The following is a 22,276-nucleotide window of genomic DNA, read 5'->3' as shown; positions in this document are numbered from 1 at the left end:
ATCCCGAACGGTGGCACTCCGAGCAACCCGGCGTCGCTGAAGCGACAGCCGTGGGGACGTGCAAGCATCGTCGCCCGCGCGCGTTAGTAGTAAGCACCCCTTGCCAGGACCGTACCCTGTCTCTCCCGGGCATCAGGAGTCCCTTCGGATGAAACGATTCTTCATCGGCGCGCTGGCCTTCGTGGGCGCGCTGTCTGTCCTCTTCGTGGTGGGCCTCGTGGGATTGATGCTGCTCGCGTCCGCGAGCAAGCCCGGGGTGCCCTCCAACCTCGTGCTGGAGCTGGATTTGGAAGAGCCGCTGTCGGAGCACGGGGGAGGGGACTCGCTGATGGGGGCCTTTGGCGAGGCGCCCACCACGGTGCGCGACGTGGTGGAGGCGCTGGAGAAGGCCGGAGACGACACGCGCGTGAAGTCCCTGCTGGTGCGCATCGGCCATCCGGGGACGCCAGCCGCCACGCAGGAGCTGCGCGACGCGGTGAAGGCCTTCCGCGCCAAGGGCAAGAAGGCGGTGGCGTACTCCGACACCTTCGGCGAGCTGGGCAACAGCACGCTGGGCTACTACCTGGCGTCCGCCTTCGACGAAATCTACATCCAGCCGTCGGGGGACGTGAACATCAACGGGCTCGCCTTCGAGCTGCCCTTCGCCCGCGAGGCCTTCTCCAAGCTGGGCGTGACGCCGCGCTACTTCGCCCGCTACGAGTACAAGAACGCCATCAACTCCTACACGGAGCAGGACTACACGGCGCCGCACCGCGAGGCCACCGAGCGCTTCACGAACAGCCTCTTCGGCCAGATTGTGCGCGGCATCGCCGAGGACCGCGGGCTGACGGAGGACGTCGTGCGGAGCCTCATCGACAAGGCGCCGTTGATGGCGCAGGAGGCGATGGAGGCGAAGCTGGTGACGGGGCTGCGCTACCGGGACGAGGTGCTCGGCGGGCTGGAGGAGCAGGCCGGCGAGGGCGCGCGCTTCCTCTACGTGAAGAAGTACCTGGAGCGCGCCGGCAGGCCGAACGTGTCCGGGGACACCATCGCCCTGGTGTACGGCGTGGGCGAGGTGATGCGCGGGAAGAACCAGTCCAACCCGCTGTCGGGCGGACAGTCCATGGGCGCGGAGAGCGTCGCCGCGGCGCTGCGCAAGGCCACCGAGGACTCGCGGGTGAAGGCCATTGTCTTCCGCGTGGACAGCCCGGGCGGCAGCTACGTGGCCAGCGACACCGTGCGCCGCGAGGTGCAGCGCGCGAAGGAGGCGGGCAAGCCCGTCATCGTCACCATGGGCAGCTACGCCGCCAGCGGTGGCTACTTCGTCGCCATGGAGGCGGACCGCATCGTCGCGCAGCCGGGCACGTTCACCGGCAGCATCGGCGTGTACGCGGGCAAGTTCGTCACGGCGGGCTTCTGGGAGAAGCTGGGGGTGAACTTCGACAGCGTCGCCGTGGGGAAGAACGCGGAGATGTTCGGCACGGACGCGGACTACACGCCGGAGCAGCAGGCCCGCATGGACGCGTCGCTGGACCGCATCTACGCGGACTTCACGACGCGCGCGGCGGCCAGCCGGAAGCTCCCGCTGGAGAAGCTGCAGTCGCTGGCCAAGGGCCGCGTGTGGACGGGTGAGGACGCCCTGGCGCACGGGCTGGTGGACGCGCTGGGCGGCTACCCCAAGGCGCTCGAGCTGGCGAAGGAGGCCGCGAAGCTGCCGGCCGACGCCCGCGTCAACGTGGAGGTGTATCCGCGCAAGAAGCCCGCGTCCGCCATCCTCTCCGAGCTGCTGGGCCAGACGGGCGACAACAGCGAGGACGACGCCGCCTCCATCAGCGTCCTGTCCCCGTGGACGAGCCTGGTGGCGGGCGTGCGCAAGGTGTACGCCGTGGGCGCGCGGGTGGGCCTCTTCGAGGGCACGCGCGGCGAGCTCTACGCCCCCCTGCCCGAGGCGAGCTGGTAGCGCGTCCTCCCAGGACGCGGACGCGTGGCGCCGGGACGCCCTGGTGCCACGCCGCCCGCGCCCGCGACGAGGGAGGGGTCGGTCCTCACCTTGCAAGTGGCGCGGCGACGGAAGCGTCTGTCGCCTGCCGGGAAGCTCCCGGGCGAATGGAAGCGTAGAAGACATTGTGACCTTCCCGGACTCGGGCTGCCCCATGGGGCTGGCGGCCAGGGCGGAAGGCGTGAGGGGGACGAGATGAAGAAGCGACTGGGTGACATCCTGATGGAGCGGGGTGTGGTGGACGCGTTGCAGCTCCACTCGGCGCTGGCGTACCAGCGCAAGTGGGGCGTGCCGTTGGGGCAGGTGGTGGTGGACCAGCGCTTCAGCACCCCGCAGCAGGTCCTGGAGGCCCTGGCGCTCCAGGCGGGGATGCAGACGGTGGACCTGGACGTCCAGCCGCCGGACGCGAGCCTGACGTGGCTGATTCCGGAGCGCGTGGCGGAGGCGCACCGGGTGGTGCCGCTGAAGCTGGAAGGGCAGGGGAGCCGGGACTCGGTGCTGGTGGTGGCCATCGCCGCCCCCGCCAGTCTGGCGTCCCTGGACGCGGTGAAGAGCGTGTCCGGCAAGCCGCGCGTGGTGGCGAAGCTGGCGTCGGACGCGGCCATCCGCCGGGCCATTGGCCGGCTCTACCGGGGCGAAACCGGTGAGGCGGTGCCCCGGCGGTCCGGACTGGAGAGCTTCTCACTGCCCGAGGCCGACGAGCGCATGCCCATGGTGCTCGGCGGCAGCATGGCGGAGCTGACGAACATGGAGGACCCTGGCGGCGATGACGGGCTGCCGCTGCTGTCCTCGCTGGAGGAGGTCGTCGCGCAGCCGCAGGCGGTGCCGTCACGGATGGAGCGGCTGGTGCAGGCCATCCGCGCCATGCCCGCGGAGGTGGCGCAGCCCTCGCCGCAGGTGCAGCAGCCGCGGGACTCGCGGGCCGTGCCCGCGGGCTCGACGGTGGGAGCGCGCCCCGCGCAGTCACTGCCGCTGAGCGCCGCGTCGTCTTCGCTCCAGGAAGGGGCGCACGTCGTCCGCGCGGCTCGGCCGCTGTCCCCGAAGGCCCCATTCTCCGCCCAGGCCGTGCACCTCGCCGCGAGGAAGCGTGCGCCCGCGGTGCCCGTGCTCACGGCCGCGCAGCCGGTGCCCATGGCGCAGGTGCTCGTGTACGGGTGGGGCGCGGAGGCCAGCGCGGGAATCGTCCGGGTGTTGTCGGAGGCCGGCTTGAGCGCGCGCGTCGCCAGCACGGCGGAGCTGCTCGCGGCGAATGAGGCGCAGGTGGTGGTGGCGCCGCTGCCGTCCATGGAGGCGCTGCGCCAGCAGACGCACGCGCGGGTGCTGGTGGCGGGCAAGACGCCGGAGCAGGACCTGCCGCGTGCCCAGGCGGTGGGCGCCCGGGGCTTCCTCGCCGCTCCCGTGGATCCAGACCTGCTCCTGCGCGCCGTGCGGCGGTTGGCGCGGGCCGCGGGTGACGCGGACCTCAAGCGGGCCAGCTGAACCGTCACGCGTCCCAGCCAGGGGTGGCGACGGAGGCTCCGGCCGCGTCGCCATGAACTTCCAGCAGGAGCCAGGCGGTAGCCGGGTGGCGCTCCCTCATCGGTAGAGCGCCTCGCGGTGAAGCGCCTCGGCGAGCGCACCACAGCAAACCCGCGGGGCCGTGACGGGCTGGCTTCCGCGGCCGGGCGGCTCCAGGTGCGTCAAGGCCCTGCGCCCCAGCGAGCCGCTTCACTCCTTCCAGCCAGCGCGCAGCGATTGCCGCGACGCCTCGGCGGTGGAGACGGCGCGCGCGCGTTGCGGCGCGAGGCCCCCGCCAGCGGCCCGGCTGCGCCGCGTCCGAGCTGGCGGGCGCTGAGTGGACACGCCCTCGGGCCGCGCCGCTCCTTCACTTCTCTTGACACGTAAGCATCTCCTTACGCATTATGGCCGCACGATGATGCACACCGAGCCAGGGGTGTTCGGAGCGATCAGCCATCCGGCGCGGCGCCGCATGCTCGACCTGCTGGTCGACGGCGACCGCCCGGTGAACGCCATCGCCGAGAACTTCGAGATGAGCCGCCCAGCGGTGTCTCAGCACCTGCGCGTGCTGCTCGACGCGGGCCTCGTCACCGAGCAACGGCATGGCAGGGAGCGGCGGTACCGACTCGTGCCGGAGCAGCTGGAGCCGGTGCGCGACTGGATTGCCCACTACGAGCGGTTCTGGGACGACAACTTCGCCCGCCTGCGGCGACACCTCGAGAAAGGCGACAAGCAGCAATGACGACCAAGACCATCCGACGGGAGCTGAAGTTCACCCAGCCGCCCGCCGTCGTGTGGCGCGCGCTCGCAACCCCGGAGGCGCTCGCCGACTGGATGTACCCGAACGACTTCGAGCCGCGCGTCGGGCATCGCTTCACGTTCCGCGTGCCTCCAGACGCTCGGGCCAGATTCGACGGCCTCACCGTGCACTGCGAGGTGCTCCGGTGCGCGCCTCCGTCCGAGCTCGAGTTCACCTGGGTCGTTGGCGAGGGCTGGCTGGATACCCGCGTCCGCTACCGCCTCGAAGCCGATGGCGATGGGACGCGCGTGCTCTTCGAGCACTCCGGCTTCAAGGAGGACCAGGCGTTCCACGGCGCCGAGTTCGGCTGGAAGCTGATGCACGGAAAGCTCGCCAAGACACTCGAGAAGGAATCCAACAACCCGGCCCTCAAGGCCTGAACACCGAGCCACCCCCCATGAACATCGTCATCTGGATTCTTCAGGCCGTCCTCGCGCTGCTGTTCCTCGCGGGCGGGTCATACAAGGCGTTCTCGTTTCAGCAGCTCGCGAGCCAGTTCAGCGAGGTCCCCCTCGGGGCCTGGCGGGCACTCGGCTTCCTTGAGATGGCCGGTGGCGTGCTGCTCATCGTCCCGGCGGCGTTCAAGTGGATGCCCAGCCTCACCGCGCACGCGGCCGCGGTGCTCACGTTCGAGACGTTCGCGCTCGCGGTGCTGTATGCGCGTCATTCGACGAAGCTGACGCCCGAGAACCCGATGCTCTGGTCGCTCGTGATGGGTGTGCTGCTCGCCTTCGTGACGTACGGCCGCTACATCCTCAAGCCGGTGGTGGCAGCCGCCGCGTGACGGCGCTGGCGGGCGCCCACGCGCCTCACGGAACAGCCGCCAGCAGGGAGGGCTTCTCGGAGCCCTCGGGCAGCCACAGCGAGCCCAGCTCCAACGTCGACGACGGGAAGGGGTCGGCCCGCACCAGCGAGTCGTCCTCGTAGCTCCCCGTCAGCAGCCAGCCCCGCTTGACGCGCTGGTACACCTCCAGCGTGCGCGCGGCGGGGTCCACCAGCCACACGTGTGACACGCCCGCGCGCGCGTAGAGCGGCAGCTTGCGCGCGCGGTCCAGCGCGGCGGTGGAGGGCGTCAGCACCTCGCAGACCCAGTCCGGCACCAGCGTGAGGAAGGGGACGTCCGGCTCGAAGGGCACGTCCAGGCGCTCGCGGCGCCAGCCGGCCATGTCCGGCACGAGCATGTCGTGGCCGAGGTGCAGCTCGGGCGCGCGCAGGAAGCACCAGCGGCCGCTGCCGCCACGGCGCTTGTCGAGCTGCTCTCCCAGCTCCACGCCCAGCATGAAGGCCGCGCGCGTCTGCGCGGCGGTGGGACGAGGCGAGGCGACCAGCTCCTCGTCCAGAATCTCCCCCACCCAGCCCGAGGGCAGGGCCGAGAGCATCGAATGGTTCGCCAGGGGGATGGTTCCTTCAATCACAGCGCCTCCGAGAATCACCGGTTGAGGCGGGCATTCTAGGGAGCCGTCTGACACGTCCTCCGCTCGACGGAAGGCGTCATTTCCCGATGCAGAAGCGCTGGAAGATTGCGTCCAACAGGGCCTCCGAAACCACGGTACCGGACACTTCGCCGAGCGCCTCCAGCGCGAGCCCCACTTCACCGGAGACGACCTCCAGGGTGGACACGCGCGAGGCGCGCTCCGCGCGGCCCAGCGCCTCGGACGCGCGACGCAAGGCATCGGCGTGACGCTCGGAGACGAGCGCCACCGCGGAGGGCGTGCCACCCCCCCACAGCCGCCCGAGCATGTCGTCGCGAAGCGCGTCCACACCTTCACCGGTGAGGCCGCTCACGCGCTGGCGCGGCGAGCCGGGCGCTTCCGCCACGTCGCACTTGCCGTCCACCACCAGCACGGGCGTGCCACCCGCGTCACGCGTCCACGCGTCGGCCTCTGGCTGCGTGACACCCGGCGGAAGCACGAGCACGGCCAGGTCCACGCCCGCGAGCAGCTCGCGCGTGCGAGCGATGCCCAGCGCCTCCACGCGTCCCGGCGTCTCCCGCAGCCCCGCGGTGTCGAAGAGCGTCACCGCCAGCCCGTCCCATTCGACGCGGGCCTCCAGCGCATCGCGCGTGGTGCCGGGCTCGTCGTCCACCAGCGCGCGCGACTCGCCCACCAGCCGGTTGAACAGCGTGGACTTGCCCGCGTTGACGGGACCGAACAGCGCCACCCGCGCGCCCCGGCGCACCAGCCGGCCCCGGCCCGCCTCGGACAACAGCGCCTCCGCCTGGGCACGCAGCGCGGTGACACGCGCGCCCACGTCCTCGTCCGCGCCCTCTGCCTCGTCGGGGAAGCTGAGCACGCCCTCCATGTCCGCGTGCAGCGCGCGCAGCGGCTCCTCCAGCGCCTGCACTCGCGAGGCGAGCACCCCGGAGAGCCCCGCGGCGGCGGCGCGCACCGCGGCCTCCGAGTCCGCCGCCACCAGGTCCGCCACGGCCTCCGCGCGCGTCAGGTCCAACCGCCCGTTGAGGAACGCGCGACGCGTGAACTCACCGGGCGCGGCGTGGCGCACGCGCGCGTCCTCCAGCGCCCGCGCCAGGAGCAGGCTCAAGAGCCGTGGGCTGCCGTGCGCCTGCAGCTCCACCACGTCCTCGCCCGTGAAGGACTGGGGTCCGCGGAAGTAGAGGAACAGCCCCTCGTCCAGCGCGCGTCCCTCCACGTCCACGAAGGACGCGAGGTACGCATGGCGCGGCGTGGGCTGGGCGGGCACACCGGGGGCCAGCAGCCGGCCCACGTCCAGCGCGTCAGGGCCGGACAGCCGGAGGATGCCCACGGCGCCCGCGGCGGGCGCGGTGGCCAGGGCGGCGATGGTCATGGAGGAAGACGTCATACGGGGAAGACGTCATACGCGGCCAGTGGAGCGAAGCCACCTGGAACCTGACGCAGCGCGGGCCCCGCTGCGTCAGCGGGTGCCCATGGGCGGCGTGGAGCCGCGAGCGGCCTTCTCCACGGCCTCGCGGTGCTCCTCGATGTACCGCTCCACCGCCTCGTCCTCGAGCTCCAAATCCCGCAGGACGCCCGGGTAGACGAAGCGGAACGCGGGGGACTCCTCATCCCCGCGGAGGCGGAAGCTCATCTTGAGCACCGCCGCGCCGTACAGCTTGTCCTTGAGAGCTTTCGCCTTGCCCATCCCTGGTCTCGCTTCGGGAGCCCCGGCGCGCGCGGCGCGCTCAGCGGCTCACGCGTCGAAGTCGTCCTCGTCGTCCGGCAGCATGCTCCGCTTGGGAAGCGGGGCGGGCTTGTCCGGAGTGAACACCACGCGGCGGTTGCGGCCCTCGCCCTCCGCCGACACCTTCACGCCACCCACTCCTTCTACTGACGTGAGGACGCGCGCGCGGTCTTCAAGCTTCATGGCGGCAACCGCGTAGAAGCGGCCCAGGCTGGCCGACTTCTCCGCCAGCGTGCGGACGGCCGCCTTCAACTCGGCATCCTCCTCCACCGTCACCGAGCGCTCATCCCCGTCGCCCTTGCTGGCGGGAGCGGCCTTGGCGGCGGACGTCTGCGCCCCCCGCTGGCCCCCCTTCGCCGGAGCAGGCGCCTGGGCCGCCGCGGCACGGGGCGCGGCGGGGGCTGCCGGAGCCGCGGCTTGAGCTGCCGCGGCCTGGGGCTCACGGCGCTGACGGGGCTCCGGGTGCATCCCCGCGCCCAGCATCACCCAGCGCCGGTCAGCGCCGGGGCGGTGCAGCATCTTGTTCAGCAGGAACTGGAGCGAGTCCACCACCTGACTGCGCCGTCCCACCTCCACACCGGGAGGCGGTGCGGGCTCGAAGTGGAGCGCCACCGACAGGCTGCCGTCGGCGCCGTCCTTCATGTCCAGGCGCGCCGGGAAGCCCATCAGCCCGAGGATGTCGCCGAGGAGCTTCTCCACACGGCCCCGGAACTCCGCGGACGAAGCGCCGGAGTCCGGGGTGGACGGCGTCTGCTGGGGAACCTGCTCGCTCACTTGCGCCTGCCTCCCGCACCGGCCACCGCCGGCGTCCCACCGCCCGTCTGGGGCTTGTTCCGGTCCAGCCACTTCCGCAGGCCGTACTGCTGCGCGATGGAGAGGATGTTGTTCGTGAAGATGTAGAGCGACAGGCCGGCCGGGTACTGCAGCAGCGTCAGCGTGAAGATGATGGGCAGGAACCAGGTCATGATCTTGGCCTGGGCCGCATCCATCATCTGCGGCTGCATCTTCTGGGTGATGACCATGGACACGCCCAGCGCCAGCGGCAACAGGTACGTGGGGTCCTTGTAGGTCAGGTCACGCCAGATGGGTCCGACGAAGGGCTCGCCGTAGATGTCGAAGCTGTTGCGCAGCGCGGTGAACAGCGCAATCCACACCGGCATCTGGATGAGGAGGGGGAGACACCCGCCCAGCGGGTTCACCTTGGCCTCCTGGTACAGCTTCATGATTTCGAGGTTCTGCTGCTCGCGGTTGTCCGCGTGCTTCTTGCGGATCTCCTCCATGCGCGGCTGGAGCTTCTTCACCTCTTCCATGCTGACCATGGAGCGGTAGGTGAGGGGCAGCAGCACGAGCTTCACCACCACCGTGAGCAGGATGATGGCCACGCCCCAGTTGCCGGTGAGGCCGTAGAAGAACTTCATGACGGTCAGCAGGACCTTGCAGATGACGGCCCAGATGCCGAAGTCCACCGTCTCCGCCAGCGGCGGGTGGAAGGCGGCCTCGCCCAGGCCGGTGGACGCGCGCAGCGAGGCGCCGGGCACCAGGGACAGGATGTCCGGGTCCTTGGGGCCGAAGTAGCCGCCGAAGCGCAGCGTCACCGTCTCGCCCGGGGCCGCCGTAATCGGGAAGGACGCCGTCACCTTGCGCAGGGTGGGCGTGGCCTCGAAGGCGCACGAGCCGGCGCGCGGCCCCTCCAGCGGGTAGAGCGCGGACAGGAAGTACTGCTGGTCGATGCCGAAGAACTGCACCTGGCCGCGGACGTCCTCGGCGTCCGGGGCGTCATCCCCCGGGCTCATCTTCTGGAGCGCGTCACCCACCCAGCAGGCGGAGCGGCTCAGGTTGCCCACGCCGCCGAAGAAGGACGGCGCGTGCTCGAAGTTGGGGTCGATGGCGCGGTTGTGGTGCACCTGCAGCTCGCCGCTCTGCGGCTGGCCGGAGGTGTTGCGCACCTGGAGGGTGTAGGACAGCTCGAAGCCGTCCTGGGGCCACTTCACCGTCTTCACGACCTCCCACGGGCCGCGGCGGCCGGTGAAGGTGACGCCGTCGGCGCTGCCCGGGGCGCCTTCATCCATGGCGTAGTTCAGGTCCGCGGGCAGCGGGCTGGCGCCGGTGATGGACACGGCCAGGGGCAGCGGCTGCCCCGGGGTGGGGCGCGCCAGGTCCATCTGCGGCGCGGGGGGAATCTCCTTGCCGACCAGCTTCTGGAAGCCCTGGGCGACGGTGAGCTCCTGCTGCTCCCGCATCTTCGCGCCCTTGAGCACGGCGGCGGTGAGGCCGGCGCCCTCGGAGGAGAAGGTGTAGACGGACTCGTCGCGGAGCAGCTCCGCCTTGCGCGCCGGAGGCGGCGGGGCCTCCGCGGTGGTGCCCGTCCCGGCGCCGCCTTCGGGAGGCTGGACGGCCGGGGGGGTGCCGGCATCGGCGGGCGCCGTGGCCACCACGCCCGCGTCGGGGACTTCCGAGTCGGGCGGCGGCGTGGGCGCGAAGAAGAAGGTATAGACGGCAGTGGCCGCGAACGAGAGGGCCAGGGCCGCCAGCAGTCGCTTCTGCGAATCGTTCGACTGGGGCGAGAGCGGATCGTTCATAGACTCCCCCCTCCACGGGGGAGAGGGCGGCAATGGGTGGAACCCCTCGTCACGGCACCGGGTCGATACCGCCGGGGTGGAAGGGCTGGCAGCGCATGAGCCGCCAGAGAGTGAGCCACGACCCCTTGAGGCCGCCGTGCTTCTCCAGCGCCTCCATGGCGTACGTGGAGCACGAAGGATGGAACCGACACACCCGAGGGAGCAGCGGTCCGAGGAACTTCCGGTAGAAGCGGATGGGCAGCGAGATGACGAAGGCCAGGGGGCTCATCTGGGCGGCTCCTTCGGCTTCGTCTCCGCGCGGGGCAGCCGCTGCAGCTTACGGGTGACACCGTCGAAGGCCCGCGCCAGCGCCGGAGAGGAGGCGTCCTTCGCGGAGGAGCGTGCCACCAGGACGACGTCCAGGCCCGGCGGCCATTGCATGCGGCGCTTGCGAAAGAGCTCCCGCAGCACGCGCCTCAAGCGCGCTCGGACGACGGCGTTGCCTACCTTGCTCGACACGGTCAGGCCAACACGTGAGTACGGCCGGCCATTGCGCTTCACGAGGGCCAGGAGGCAGTCCGAAGGGACTTTCTGCCCGCCTTCCTGGACCTCGAGGAACTCGCGCCGTTGAAGCAGGCGCAGGGCCTTGGGGAAGCGCTGGTCTGCCGGGCGGGACTGGCCCGGCGTCGCACCCTCGGCCCTCACACGCGAACTCGCCTACTTCTTGGGAGCGGACACGACGAGCCGCTTGCGACCCTTCGCACGACGACGCTTGAGGACATCCCGGCCGCCCTTCGTGGCGTTCCGCTTGCGGAACCCGTGGGCGCGATTGCGGCGGACCTTCGACGGCTGGTACGTGCGCTTGGACACGGCTCTAACTCCTTGGTGATGACGGCGGCGCCTCCTACCGCTCCGGCGCGACCTGAACTAGGGAAAGGGGCGGGTCCGTACCCCCATTTCCAGGGTAAGTCAACGTTGGATCACCCCGGCCCACTCTGGAACCCGCCCCGGGAGGCCCCATGGGCCGGCCCGAGGTAGGGCGATGAAGGCTGGGGTGAGACTGACGGTGCTGACCACCGCCCAACGCACGGCGGCGGGAGTTTAATCGCGACCGGCGCGGACGTCTGTTTCCCGGGTGGTTTTTTCCAGCAGCGGCCTGACTGCCGGGCGGCCTCGTGCCCTACCTACACTCACAAGCCCCCCCGAGCGGGCATTCTCACCCGCACGGCCGTCATGGCCACCGCTCCACGGCGCTCACCGGCAACTCCCGAGGCAACACTGCGGTATCCGGGTTGGAGCCTGGCTGCGTCCTGACGCGGCCATCCGGGTTCCCAACGACGATGCACACCGGGAAGGTGCGCCCATCCGGAAGCTTCGCCTCGGAGTAGCGGGCCATCGCCGCCGGTCGACCGTACTCATCAACGAGGCCTGTCCAGAGTCGTCCGTACAGCAAGGTCCCATCAGGCAATGAAGGATCCGCCCAGGAGTAGCCCGCGATTCGGCCGACCACGGCGCCGTTGCGGTACGTGCCGAGCTGGCTCTGATCTCCGGGCTGGTTGATGTCGATGACGGCCTTGAGCCCCTTCGTGGTGTCCACCGCCAGGACTCGGGACATGGCCTCACGGGCCTCCTCGGGACACTCCGCGGGCTCAGGCCGCACCTGGGCCGCGGAGCAAGCCAGCCCTGCCACAGCGCAGAGCGTGGCTGTCAGGAACTTGGATGGGCCAGAGCGAAGAGCAGTCAGAGGGCCAGAGAAAGCACCAGCAGGGAGCACAAGGACCACAGCACAGAACGCCACCGTGGGAGGACCGGCGCTTCCACGGAGACGCCGTCGGTCCCCTCCAGCATCGGGGCTCCGGGCGTTTCCGCCTTCACCTGCGCCAGTTCATCCGCCGCTGCTGCCCGTTCCACGCCTTCGACCGCAGACGATTCCTCGGCGGCATGAAGGTGCGCGGCCGGGGTAGGGCTTTCGAGCGCTTCTTCCTCCGGCGGAGGCAGCGCCAGGGAGGTCTGCCACTCGGGCTGCTTCCGCTCCTTGGCGGCATCCCAGAGGGCCTGAAGCAGCGCCTCGGCGCTGGGGTAGCGCGCCTCGGGCCGCTTCTCCAGCAAGCGCAGGGTGATGTCGCTCAACACGCGCGGCACCTTCGGGTTGAGCATGTGCGGCGCGGCCGGCACCCGCGTTGCGATGGCCACCACCAGCAGGTCGTACGGCAACTTCGGATGGAAGGCATAGCCATCGGTGAGCGCCTCGAAGAGCAGCATCCCGAGCGCATAGAGGTCCCCAGGTACGCCCGGGTCGAAGTGAGCGCCCTGCTTCCAGGTCTCCTTTCCCAAGAAGGTCACGCACTCAGGAGGGAGCAGGTACGGCGAGGTTGGCGGCACCCCCACCGTCAACGTCGTCATGCCCGGAAGGCGGGCCACGCCATAGTCGAAGACGAGCGGCTTCTCGTCCTCCGTGCGAATGAGGATGTTGTCGCTCTTCAGGTCGCGGTGACACACCCCACGCTGGTGCAGAGCGCTGACCTGGCGCACCACTTCCGTGAAGACGGTGAGCAGCCGCGCGGCAGAAGGCTCGGTGCGCCAGCGCCACTCGTGGAGCGTCTCTCCCTCGACGTAGTCCGTGACGAAGTAGAGGAAGCCACTGAGGATGGGCCAGTGGTCGACAGCATGAACCTTCAGCCCCGTGTCGTAGGCCATGTGGATGGCCACCTCGCGGGACATGCGCTCCTCCACGTTCTCCTCTTCCGGGAGATGGGCGCTGGAAGGTCGAAGCGCGACCTTCAACGTGTAGGTCCTCCCTGGCTGCTCTTCGCGCTCCACCTTGAAGACGCGGCCGAAGCCGCCAGCTCCCAATGGCGCGAGCACGCGCCAGGGGCCAACGCGGCTTCCGGGCACGAGTTGGTCGGGGTGAATCGGAATCATCGCCATGGCCAATGCCCCTGCGCCGCCTGCGGCGCGGTCAGAAAACCACTCCGCTCAAGGGCAGCGAACCGCTGCCTTCCTTGTCCTTCAGCTCGAGGCGCAGCTCCTCGCCCAGTTCCCACCAGGGGGCTTCGGTGCGTACGAGGAGGAGCCCTTCCTCTCCGGGAGCCAACTGCGGCCTGTCCATGCGCACGGAGAGCACCTTCACAGGGGCTCCCCGGACCGACGACAGCTTCACCTCACCCAACGTCCAGCGACGTGTTCCTGGCTGGCTGCGGAGTCGAACAGCCACCAGCGCCCACTTGCCGGTGCGGTAGCCCACGCCATCCTCCACCCTGAGCCCGCTCGAATTGTCAGGTGGCACGCGAGCGTCGAATCGCCGGACTCGAATGTCCTGAGTGAGCCAGCCGGAGAGGACCATCCCCTCCGGTCCCCCATCGCCACTGCCGTCCCGCAGCGCCGCGTACTTGGCCCTCAGCTCGCGCAGCTCCACCTGGAGCGCCTCGACGGAACGCGTGCGGCGAATCACCTCCACGGATGCGTCCACTTCATCCCCGGCGGCGATGAGCTCGAACGTCGCCTCTGCCGGCGCAGCGCCGTCCGCGAAACGCACGGTGAGCAGCAGGCGCTCGCCGGGCACCAGGTCGACCTTCGGCTTGAAGGAGACCAATCTCTCGTGCTCATCAACTCGCTCGAAGTGCGACTCACGTCCCCCGAGCTGCACGCCCTTCATGCCGAGGTTCGAATCGAAGGTGAGGGTGGTGAGCGTTCCTCGCGCGACCCGCACCGTCACGTCCTCACCTGCAGCGGGCAAGGAGAGGGTCCGCTGCCGCAGCTTGCGCTCGCCGCCAGGCTGCGACTGGGCGGCCGCCGCGCATGCCAGCAGCAACAGCATCAACGGCAACGGGTTCAAGGAACCGAGCACGTGGTCAGAGCCCGCTGAACTCGCAGCGCCTCATCAGCACGTTCATCATCAAGCCTTCGACCCGACTGCCGCACTTCCCGCACTTCACCGGAGCCATTCGCGGCCTCGTCAGCTGGACCCAGCGTCGATAAACGACGCTAGCGACACGTCTTTAGAGACGTGGTGAAGCTCTTGTAGACGCTCCTACGGTCCCGCCGCAAGATGGGGCCCCGGGTCGACAGAAAACGCCGGCCTGAGCGGGCGGAGCAGTACGAGAGCGACGCCTACCGCGCGCTCCAGCAGCGTTTGGCCGCGGCGGTCCGGCGCCTCCGCGAACAGAAGGGCTGGACGCAGGAAGAAGCGGCCCACCGCTGCGGCATGACGACGCGCCTCTACCAGCGCGTGGAGGGAGAAGAAGCCAACCTCACCTTCACGTCGCTTGCCCGCGTTTGCGAAGGCTTTGAGGTCGATGTGGTTCGCCTCTTCAAGCCACTGAAGCGGCGCGCCTGAATCAAGGATTGTGATTCTCGAACGGCCGCCTACGCGAGCCGACCCACTCTCTACGGTGCCGACCGGCTCCAGCTGTTGCCGCGCACGTTGATGGATGGATGGACTATTGCGCCCATCCCAAGGTTCTCCGGTCGGGTCAAGGCTGCCCGAAGGGCATCGCCGAAGCGTGGCCAAGGCCTTGACGTGACTGGGGAACCGCCGTCCCGCGGCCATCCACCAGTCGACTCAAGCGACGTGCACGGCAACACCCGGGCAGGCACCTCAGGCCCGCCTCAAGCTCGCAACACCTGAGAGCGCCCTGGGGCCTCCCGCACCCGTCCAGCGACACCGCTTTTTTCCGGCGAAGGAAATCTGAGAGCACCGTTCTCCGGGAAACCCACACAGAAGGTGTCCACACCATGTCACTCACGCGACCCCAGGTCGCCGTGCTCGGACTCGTCATGTCCGCGGCGCCCGCCCTGGCCTTCACGCCGATTCCCACCATCCCCACGTCGCCCATCTACAACCTCTGCGTGGCCTATGTCCCCACGCTGCAGGACTGCCAGACCGGCACCACCCTCTGCGCCCAATTGGCGCGGCAGGCGGCGAGGACGAACCCGAACGCCACCTGCAACGTCCTGGTGCGCGACGCCGCGCTGGACGCAGTGGCCAGCCTGCCCGAGCGCACCGTGCTGGTGCCCGTCACGCGCAACGCGAGCGGCCAGACGGTGGAGCCGGACGTCGCCACCAAGCCGGTGGCCTTCATCGAAGAGGACGCGAACGGGCGCAGCATGAACGGGCTCGCCGGCTTCCTGCTGGGCGCCTCGCACCGCGACCAGACCTACTTCCCGGCCACGTCCCAGTCCGCCGGGTGGATCAAGTTCCTGCGCGCGCTCCAGCTCGCCGGGTGGGACAACAGCGGCACCACCATCGACTCCTGCCAGGAGTACGTGCACGAGAAGTACTACGACTACAGCGTCTTCGAGTTCGCCACCGCCTCCCTCGGCACCGACTACCGCCGCATCCATGGCCTCGCCTTCGCCGCGGCGCCCAGCGGCGGCACCGTCCCCGCCACCGCCATTGGCACGCGCGCGATTCAGGACCCGGTGCAGCGCGGCAAGGACGGCACGCCCATCCAGCCCGCCATCCAGTTCCCCTCGGGCGCGCCGAAGAACGAGTTCTTCACCGTGCCCGCCCCAGCCCAGGGCAAGGTCCTCATCGGCGCCAGCACCCGGGACCGCGTGGTGCCGCTGCCCGGCGTCATGGGCGGGGCCATCATCGAGCTCAAGGACCTGCACCGCGACCTGAACCTCTACGGCACCGTCCTGCCCTCGGCGCTGCGGACCACCCTGTCCCAGGGCGCCAGCTACTACAACGAGAGCTGGTCGTGGCACCGCTCCATGAGCACGCGCAACGCCGCGGTGCTGGACGAACAGCTGTACTCGCTGGACCAGCTCCAGGAGGACTTCGCCGCGCTCATCCAGCAGCGCAAGGACCGGGTGGCCGCCATCCAGTCGGAGCTGGCCCTGCGCTTCCGCCCGATTCCGGGGATGCTCCAGGCCCCGCCCACGGACACGTCCAGCAACCTGTCGGGCGACGAGCCCCAGGACCCCATCATCACCCGCGCCTACGAGCTCGCCGCCCTGGATGACGTCATCGAGGCGGCGCTCCAGCAGGCCCAGGCGCGCGGCTGCCTCGCCTTCCAGACGGGCAAGATGCCCGCCCCCTGTGACTGGTCCCCCAAGCGCTTCGCCCGGCGCGTGATGAACCTCTACCAGGGCGCCCGCGAGCAGGACTTCCAGAAGTGCGCGCGCTACACCCGCGACGACTTCGCCGACCTCAAGGCGAAGGCCCTGGTGCACGGCGGCGTCAACTTCCCCGCGCAGAACTACACGACGAGCCCCTTGCGCCTGGAGACGTACTTCATCCGCCGCGACCAGTACCTGCGCGCCCTGTCCGCCACGGTGGGCACCATGCTGGACCCGAAGACGGCGCAGCCCCGCCTGCGGTGGGAGTCCGGTGACAGCTACAGCCTGGGCAATGACACCTTCGGCGCCACCGCGAACTACCAGGTGGCCGTCGCCGTCAACAACGTGAAGCACACGCCCGACTGCGGCCTCTCCCCGGAGGTGACGGGCAGCTTCGACGCCACCGGCAGCGCCCTGGGCATCAGCGCCAACCTCATCCACGCCCAGACGCAGGTGACGCAGAAGCGCGCGGACATTGATTTGGACGTGCTCGACAACACCGTGCCGCTGGTGGACGTGCACCGCGACCTGGCGCTGGGCCAGTTCAACATCGTGTCCGGCAAGCAGGAGAAGTCCGCCACGCTGGTGAACGCCCACGCCACCTTCGTCATCGTCGTGGTCCCCGTGACGCTCGGGGCCAAGGTGGCCGGCGTGGTGGGGCTCGACTACCGGCTGACGGCCGAGCACCAGGTGACGGGCACCACCCAGTGCAGCGTGACGAGCCTGGGCGTCGCCGGACACCTGGAGCCCTTCGCCCGGGTGGACGGGGAGCTGTACGCGGCCGTCGACCTCTTCATCATCGAGGCCGGCGTGAAGGGCCGCCTCCAGCTGGTCCACGCCGCCGTCCCGCTGGACGCCAGCGCATATCTGACGTCCTCCGGCGGCAGGCTGAAGCTGCGCATGGAGGGTAACTCCCACCTGCGCTTCACCTTCCTGGCCGGCCGCATCTCCGCCTACGTGGAGGTGGGCATCTGGCCCTTCGAGGCGGAGTTCGAGCAGACGCTGGTGAGCTGGAACGGCATCAAGGAGGACGTGAAGCTGTTCGACCACGCCTTCAACGTCGACCTCGTGGACATCCGCTCGCTGCTGTAACCCACCCGCTGGAGACGCCCCATGAACAACGCACGCAAGGTCATCACTGGCGGTGCCCTGCTGGCACTGCTGCTCCTGGGGGCCACCTGGCTCCACCTGGCCCAGGCCCCTGTCACCGGGGCGTCTCCCGCGACGACGCCCCTCCACCTCCGCTTCCCGGTGGGGGAGCGCCGGACGTATCACCTGGACTACACGGCCCGGACCGAGGTGCGCCTCGCTGGCGCACCTCGGGACGGCGCCGCCATGGCGGGCCAGGCCCACTTCATAGGGGACCTGGTCCTGCGCAGCCACCCCGCGCAGGGCACCGCCCTGCGGGTGGGGCTGAGCCTGGAGAACCTCCGCACCCACTCGCTGGAGCTGTTCGGCCACGCGCTGCTGCCGGACGCCGCGGCCGTGGAGGCCACCTTCGCCGGCCGCGAGGCCCTGCTGGAGCTGGACGCCGACGGCACCCTGCGCGCCGTCGCCTTCCAGGAGGCAGACCCGTCCCTCTTCAAGAACACCGTGCAGGCGCTGGCGGGGGAGCTCCAGTGGGCGCTGCGCGACGGTGACACCTTCCAGGTGGATGAGACGACGTCGCGAGGCGTGGCGCGCGCGGAGTACACGCGGCTGGAGGGAGACACCCTGCCCGCGCGCTTCCTCAAGCGGCGCCTGGCCTACCCGGAGCCTCGGGGCCTGGGCACCGGGGGCGGCGACGTGGAGGTGGACTCGCGCTTCGAGGTGACGCTGGACGCCGGCGGCGTCCTGGAGCGCCTCGTGGGCGAGGAGCGCGTGCTGCGCCGCCCGGCCGGTGGTGGCGAGCCCACCGCCACGGCGCACGTCCAGCTCCGCCTGGAGCCCGGCGCGCGAGGACGCTTCACCGTGGCCCAGGCGCCCGCGGACGTGGCGCTCCAACGGCTGGCGCCGGGCGAGTTGGTGACGGACGCCCGCGTGCAGGAGCGGATGCTGGCGCAGCAGGTGGATGGCCTCACCCCGGAGCGCTTCTTCGAGCTGATGGAGAAGTACGCCAACGGCGGCACCTTCCCGGAGCACAACCACTTCCTCCTCCAGGCCACGGGCCTGCTGGAGCAGCAGCCCGAGCTGTGCGCGCGGCTGGCCGACTTCTTCCAGCAGTCCACGCTGAAGCCGCGCGGCCGGGCGCTGGTGTTGGATTTGCTGGCGGGCGCGGGCACGCCGGACGCGCAGGCGGCGCTGGTGCGCGCCCTGTCCAGCCCCCAGGCGTTGGCCGAGCCCGCCTACGGCATGTTGCTCAGCCGCCTGTCGCTGCTGACCAGCCCCACGCCGGACACGGTGCGCTTCATCGAGCGCGCCCACCTCACGGCCCGTGACGACACGCGCGTGGCCACCTCCTACGCCCTGGGCGCCACCGCTGGCGCCCTCTACCGGCAGCAGCAGGACGGGGAGGCGCTGGCCGCCGTCCAGCGGCTCGAGTCGGAGCTGCACACCGCGCGCACGCCCGAATCAAAGGCCCACCTGCTGCTCGCGCTGGGCAACGCGGGCCTGGAGGCGCAGGTGGACGTCATCACCCGGTACACCCAGGACCCGGACGCGCAGGTCCGCCGCGCATCAGCCCGCGCGCTGCGGAAGATTCAGACGCCCCAGGCCCTGCGCTCGCTCCTCACCCTGGCCGAGGACCCTCAAGCCCCCGTGCAGTCCTCCGCGCTGACGGCGCTGGGCCGCCGCCCCCTGGACGACTCCACCCTGCGGCAACTGCGTGACCTGGCGCTCGCCGGCAGCGTGCCCCTGGAGAACCACCACACCCTGGTGTCGGTGGTGGAGCCCTACGTCCAGCGCACGCCCGAGGTGCGCCAGCTCCTCCAGCACCTGCTCACTCACGACGCGGCCGACGCCCAGCTCCACATGCGCATCCGCGGCCTGCTCGGGACGTGACGAGGACGGGGGGAACGCCGGAGTTTTCACTCAACGTGAAGCCTTCGGCGGGGTCCCCCAGCGCTTGGGGTAGGGGCGGGGATGATCCACAACTGGGCCCGGCTGGCATGCCCGTTGCGGATCATCCGTGTTGGGAAAACCCCTTGAGGTTACGGCGGTTTTGGCCGGTTGCTTGATCCACCAGGGACCGTCTGTTAGCACCGCCGAACGCCTCGTTTTCCCCCTGCATCCGCACGTTTGAGACACGCGTGAACGCCCTCGCCCAAGCCGCTACCCCCCTCCCAAGTGCTGGAATTCTCTGGGCTCGGATGCTGGATGCCATCCGCCAGGAGAAGTTCGACTACGCGCTGAGGTGGCTGGAGCGGATGCGGCCCCTGGAGGTGCGTGACGGCGCCCTGGTGATGGGCGTCCCGGACCGCTTCTTCCGTGACTGGGTGGATGACCACTACCGCCCCATGCTGGATGTGCAGCTCGGGCGGATGGGGGAGGGGCTGACCTCCATCGCCTATGAGGTGGTGGAGGGGCTGGAGCCGGACCCGCACTTTCCACCCATACCCTCCGTCAAGGCGAGCGCCACGCGCCCGGGGCGGCTGAACGCGCGCTTCACCTTCGACACCTTCGTGGTGGCGGACAGCAACCAGCTCCCGGCCGCCGCCGCGCAGGCCGTGGCGGACAAGCCGGGCCACCACTACAACCCGCTCTACATCTACGGCGGCACGGGCCTGGGCAAGACGCACCTGCTCCAGGCGGTGGGCAACTTCATCTGGGAGCGGGACCCGTCCCAGCGCGTGGTGTTCCTCTCCAGCGAGCAGTTCACCAACGAGTACGTGGAGAGCGTCCGCGAGCACCGCATGGGGGACTTCCGCCGGAAGTTCCGTGAGGAGTGCGACGTGCTCCTCATCGACGACATCCAGTTCCTCGGCAAGCGTGAGGAGACGCAGAAGGAGTTCTTCTACACCTTCAACACGCTGTACGAGATGAACAAGGCCATCGTCCTCACCAGCGACACGGTGCCCTCGGAGATTCCGGGCCTGGAGGACCGGCTGCGCAGCCGCTTCGCCATGGGGCTGATGACGGACATCCGCGAGCCCACCTACGAGACGCGGGTGGCCATCCTCCAGAAGAAGGCCGTGGCCGAAGGGTTGGATTTGCCGGACTCGGTGGCGCACTTCATCGCCAAGCACATCCAGAAGAACGTGCGCGAGTTGGAAGGCGCGCTGGTGAAGCTGTCCGCGGTGCACAGCCTGACGCGCCAGCCGGTGACGGAGGACTTCGCGGCCCAGGTGCTGCGCGACATCCTCCCCGCCCACAGCGCGGTGGACGTGGAAGCCATCCAGCGCGAGGTGGCCCGCTTCTACAAAGTCACGGTGGAGTCGCTGAAGGAAGACCGCCGTCACAAGGCCCTGGCCCATGCGCGTCAGGTGGCCATGTACCTCAGCCGCAAGCTGACGAAGAGCTCCTTCCCGGAGATCGCCGCGCGCTTCAGCAAGGACCACTCCACCGTCATCTCCGCGGTGCGCAAGGTGGAGGGCCTCCGCGTGACGGACGCCACCGTGCAACGCGAATTGGCGGAGCTGGAGTTGAAGCTCGGCAACCCCTGAAACAGCCGTGCCTTGGTTTCATGCCGGGCGGCTGTAGCCAGGATTGAGGCTCGGGCGCGTATTCGGGGGAGTGAGCCCGCGCGTGAAGAGCCTGGTCCTGCTGCTCGCCGTGCTCACGGCCGCCGCGATGTGGCGTGCGGGCCAGGCACCTTGGACGCCGACGCCCCCTGAGACACCGCTGGCTGTCTCACAGCTCTTGGATGATGACGCATCCCCACTGGAGAGCCGTCCGGGCGTGAAGGGACGGGAGCGGGTGCTCGTCGTGGGCCACCGGCTCCGGTACACGTTCGATTTGGACCTCCGGACCCACACTGAGCATCAGACAGGCGCGCGGGAGTCGCTGCACACGGGCTGGAGCGGCCTGCTCGAGCTCACCTACCTGGGCGCGGAGGGTGAACAGCACCTGTTCTCCGGCCGCTTCGTGCCGACGCGGATGGTCGTGGACGCCGGTGAGGCGCCGCCGCCCGGTGACGCCGCGCTGCGGGCGCTCCGGGGCAAGTTCGAGCGGCCGGTGTACGTGGGCCAAGACGTCCGGGGCCGAATCGTGGCCGTGCACTTCGATGCGGCGCAGGACGCGGCGGCGCGGCGACTGGTGCGGCTGCTGCTCGCGTCGACGCAGTTCGTGGCGGAGGAGGGCGCCCGCTGGAGCACCGAGGAGCCGGACTCGCGCGGTGACCTGGAGGCCGTGTACCGCGCGGGTGGCAGCGCGAACACCTACGTGAAGACGAAGCGGCGCTACCTGCGCGCGGGCTCGGCGGTGCTTCCACGGCTGCAAGCGCACCTGGACTTCACCCTGTTCGCGGATGGGCACGTGAGGGAGGCGACGGGCTCGGAGGTGGTGGAGCTGGGCGGCGGCGGCACGGAGCTCCCACGCATCCGCGAGGAGACGCGGGTCGCGCTGACCAACGTGGGCGTGGACTACCGGCTCTCATCGCTGAGGCCGTTCGAGGCCACGCGGGCGACGCTGCGGTCGGAGCGGCTCACGGAGTTGGCCGGCGTGGAGGGGGCGCGGGCGAATGGGCACATGGAGCGGCCTTCGCTGCTGCTCGGTGATGAGCTGGAGCGTGTGCTGGATGGGGCACGGGACGCGGGGGTGAGGAACGCGGCGGCGCTGTCGATGGGGACGCTGGCAAAGGCCTTGGAGGTGCCGGAGCCGGGCCGGAGCCAGGTGCTGGTCGAGGGGCTCTTGAGGCGCTGTCGCATGGGTACGCTGGAGCCCGAGGTCTGCCTGGATGCCCTGGCCCGGGCTGGCGCTCCGGCGGGACTGGCCTACGTGAGGTCGTCGCTCGCGCATCCGGAGGTGGCCGTGCGGGGCGCGGCGACGGAGGCGCTTCGTTCCATCCCTGGCGCGGCGGTGGATGCCTTGCTGGACCAGGTGATGCTCGACGACCCAAGCTCGCGAGTTCGTGCGCTCGCGGTGAAGGCTGTCTCTCAGCGGGTCGCTGGCGCCCACCTGGAAGCGCTGGCCCGGGTGCTGCGCGCCGAGCGGAGTGAGCGCGTCCGTATCGAAGTGGTGCGGCTGCTGGGCCACCTGCGGACCGTGGAGCCCCCCACCGTCGCCCTGCTGCGCGATGTGGCCGCGAACGATGGGTCCGCGAACGTGCGCGCGCTGGCGGCGTCACTGCTCGATGAGTAGAGCGGG

At 70.2% G+C, this 22,276-nt stretch carries 21 protein-coding genes; 10 read left to right on the top strand and 11 right to left on the bottom strand.

Annotated elements, in window-relative coordinates:
• The first annotated feature begins 148 nt into the window (after window positions 1–148).
• From sppA to HV824_RS15095, 5 genes are all read left to right on the top strand, one after another.
• Window positions 149–1,939, top strand: a complete 1,791-nt coding sequence (gene sppA, locus HV824_RS15115) for a signal peptide peptidase SppA (protein ID WP_176423588.1) — start codon at window positions 149–151, stop codon at window positions 1,937–1,939.
• A 234-nt stretch (window positions 1,940–2,173) separates the two neighbouring features.
• On the top strand, window positions 2,174–3,457 hold the full coding sequence (locus tag HV824_RS15110; RefSeq protein ID WP_176423587.1) for a general secretion pathway protein GspE: 1,284 nt from the start codon (window positions 2,174–2,176) through the stop codon (window positions 3,455–3,457).
• A 433-nt stretch (window positions 3,458–3,890) separates the two neighbouring features.
• Window positions 3,891–4,217: a helix-turn-helix transcriptional regulator gene (locus tag HV824_RS15105; protein WP_176418221.1), complete on the top strand. Its 327-nt coding sequence runs from the start codon at window positions 3,891–3,893 to the stop codon at window positions 4,215–4,217.
• Window positions 4,214–4,654 (top strand): SRPBCC domain-containing protein, encoded by a 441-nt coding sequence (locus HV824_RS15100; RefSeq protein ID WP_176418220.1) that lies wholly within the window; start codon window positions 4,214–4,216, stop codon window positions 4,652–4,654. Before HV824_RS15105 ends, HV824_RS15100 begins: the two co-directional genes overlap by 4 nt.
• Window positions 4,655–4,671: 17 nt before the next feature.
• A complete protein-coding gene (locus tag HV824_RS15095) occupies window positions 4,672–5,058 on the top strand; it encodes a DoxX family protein (RefSeq protein WP_176423586.1) in 387 nt (128 codons plus the stop codon).
• Window positions 5,059–5,083: 25 nt separating this feature from the next.
• Here the strand turns inward: HV824_RS15095 and HV824_RS15090 are convergent, their stop codons facing one another.
• The 11 genes from HV824_RS15090 to HV824_RS15040 form a co-directional block, all read right to left on the bottom strand.
• Window positions 5,084–5,689: a Uma2 family endonuclease gene (locus HV824_RS15090; RefSeq protein ID WP_176418218.1), complete on the bottom strand. Its 606-nt coding sequence runs from the start codon at window positions 5,687–5,689 to the stop codon at window positions 5,084–5,086.
• 76 nt (window positions 5,690–5,765) lie between these two features.
• Complete coding sequence (gene mnmE, locus HV824_RS15085; protein WP_176423585.1) at window positions 5,766–7,094, bottom strand: tRNA uridine-5-carboxymethylaminomethyl(34) synthesis GTPase MnmE; 1,329 nt, start codon at window positions 7,092–7,094, stop codon at window positions 5,766–5,768.
• A gap of 72 nt (window positions 7,095–7,166) precedes the next feature.
• Window positions 7,167–7,394, bottom strand: a complete 228-nt coding sequence (locus HV824_RS15080) for a hypothetical protein (RefSeq protein ID WP_163786312.1) — start codon at window positions 7,392–7,394, stop codon at window positions 7,167–7,169.
• Window positions 7,395–7,442: 48 nt separating this feature from the next.
• Window positions 7,443–8,207, bottom strand: coding sequence for a hypothetical protein (locus HV824_RS15075; RefSeq protein WP_176418216.1), 765 nt, complete (start codon window positions 8,205–8,207; stop codon window positions 7,443–7,445).
• Entirely contained in the window at window positions 8,204–10,012 is a 1,809-nt protein-coding gene (gene yidC / locus HV824_RS15070; protein WP_176418215.1) for a membrane protein insertase YidC, read from the bottom strand. Before yidC ends, HV824_RS15075 begins: the two co-directional genes overlap by 4 nt.
• 49 nt (window positions 10,013–10,061) lie before the next feature.
• On the bottom strand, window positions 10,062–10,280 hold the full coding sequence (gene yidD / locus HV824_RS15065) for a membrane protein insertion efficiency factor YidD (protein WP_176418214.1): 219 nt from the start codon (window positions 10,278–10,280) through the stop codon (window positions 10,062–10,064).
• Window positions 10,277–10,696, bottom strand: a complete 420-nt coding sequence (gene rnpA, locus HV824_RS15060; RefSeq protein WP_176418213.1) for a ribonuclease P protein component — start codon at window positions 10,694–10,696, stop codon at window positions 10,277–10,279. Before rnpA ends, yidD begins: the two co-directional genes overlap by 4 nt.
• Window positions 10,697–10,708: 12 nt before the next feature.
• Window positions 10,709–10,861, bottom strand: a complete 153-nt coding sequence (rpmH, locus tag HV824_RS15055; RefSeq protein ID WP_002637840.1) for a 50S ribosomal protein L34 — start codon at window positions 10,859–10,861, stop codon at window positions 10,709–10,711.
• 361 nt (window positions 10,862–11,222) lie between these two features.
• Entirely contained in the window at window positions 11,223–11,606 is a 384-nt protein-coding gene (locus HV824_RS15050; protein ID WP_176418212.1) for a hypothetical protein, read from the bottom strand.
• Window positions 11,607–11,731: 125 nt separating this feature from the next.
• Window positions 11,732–12,919, bottom strand: coding sequence for a serine/threonine-protein kinase (locus HV824_RS15045; protein WP_176418211.1), 1,188 nt, complete (start codon window positions 12,917–12,919; stop codon window positions 11,732–11,734).
• A 31-nt stretch (window positions 12,920–12,950) separates the two neighbouring features.
• Complete coding sequence (locus HV824_RS15040; protein WP_176423584.1) at window positions 12,951–13,838, bottom strand: DUF2381 family protein; 888 nt, start codon at window positions 13,836–13,838, stop codon at window positions 12,951–12,953.
• Window positions 13,839–14,123: 285 nt separating this feature from the next.
• Between HV824_RS15040 and HV824_RS15035 the strand changes: the two genes are divergently transcribed.
• From HV824_RS15035 to HV824_RS15015, 5 genes are all read left to right on the top strand, one after another.
• Window positions 14,124–14,327, top strand: a complete 204-nt coding sequence (locus tag HV824_RS15035) for a helix-turn-helix domain-containing protein (protein ID WP_176423583.1) — start codon at window positions 14,124–14,126, stop codon at window positions 14,325–14,327.
• Between the two features lie 398 nt (window positions 14,328–14,725).
• Window positions 14,726–17,146 carry a hypothetical protein gene (locus tag HV824_RS15030; RefSeq protein WP_176423582.1) on the top strand — a complete coding sequence of 807 codons (2,421 nt, stop codon included), beginning with the start codon at window positions 14,726–14,728 and terminating at the stop codon, window positions 17,144–17,146.
• Window positions 17,147–17,167: 21 nt separating this feature from the next.
• Window positions 17,168–19,033, top strand: a complete 1,866-nt coding sequence (locus HV824_RS15025; protein WP_176418207.1) for a HEAT repeat domain-containing protein — start codon at window positions 17,168–17,170, stop codon at window positions 19,031–19,033.
• A 248-nt stretch (window positions 19,034–19,281) separates the two neighbouring features.
• Window positions 19,282–20,634 (top strand): chromosomal replication initiator protein DnaA, encoded by a 1,353-nt coding sequence (dnaA, locus tag HV824_RS15020; RefSeq protein WP_176418206.1) that lies wholly within the window; start codon window positions 19,282–19,284, stop codon window positions 20,632–20,634.
• An 82-nt stretch (window positions 20,635–20,716) separates the two neighbouring features.
• Window positions 20,717–22,270 (top strand): HEAT repeat domain-containing protein, encoded by a 1,554-nt coding sequence (locus HV824_RS15015; protein WP_368738063.1) that lies wholly within the window; start codon window positions 20,717–20,719, stop codon window positions 22,268–22,270.
• The last annotated feature ends 6 nt before the right edge of the window (window positions 22,271–22,276 follow it).

The organism is Myxococcus sp. AM009 (genome assembly GCF_013372605.1).
Classification (GTDB): domain Bacteria; phylum Myxococcota; class Myxococcia; order Myxococcales; family Myxococcaceae; genus Myxococcus; species Myxococcus vastator.
Note: the sequence above shows the minus strand (reverse complement) of the source record. Positions and strands in the feature narration are given on the sequence as shown.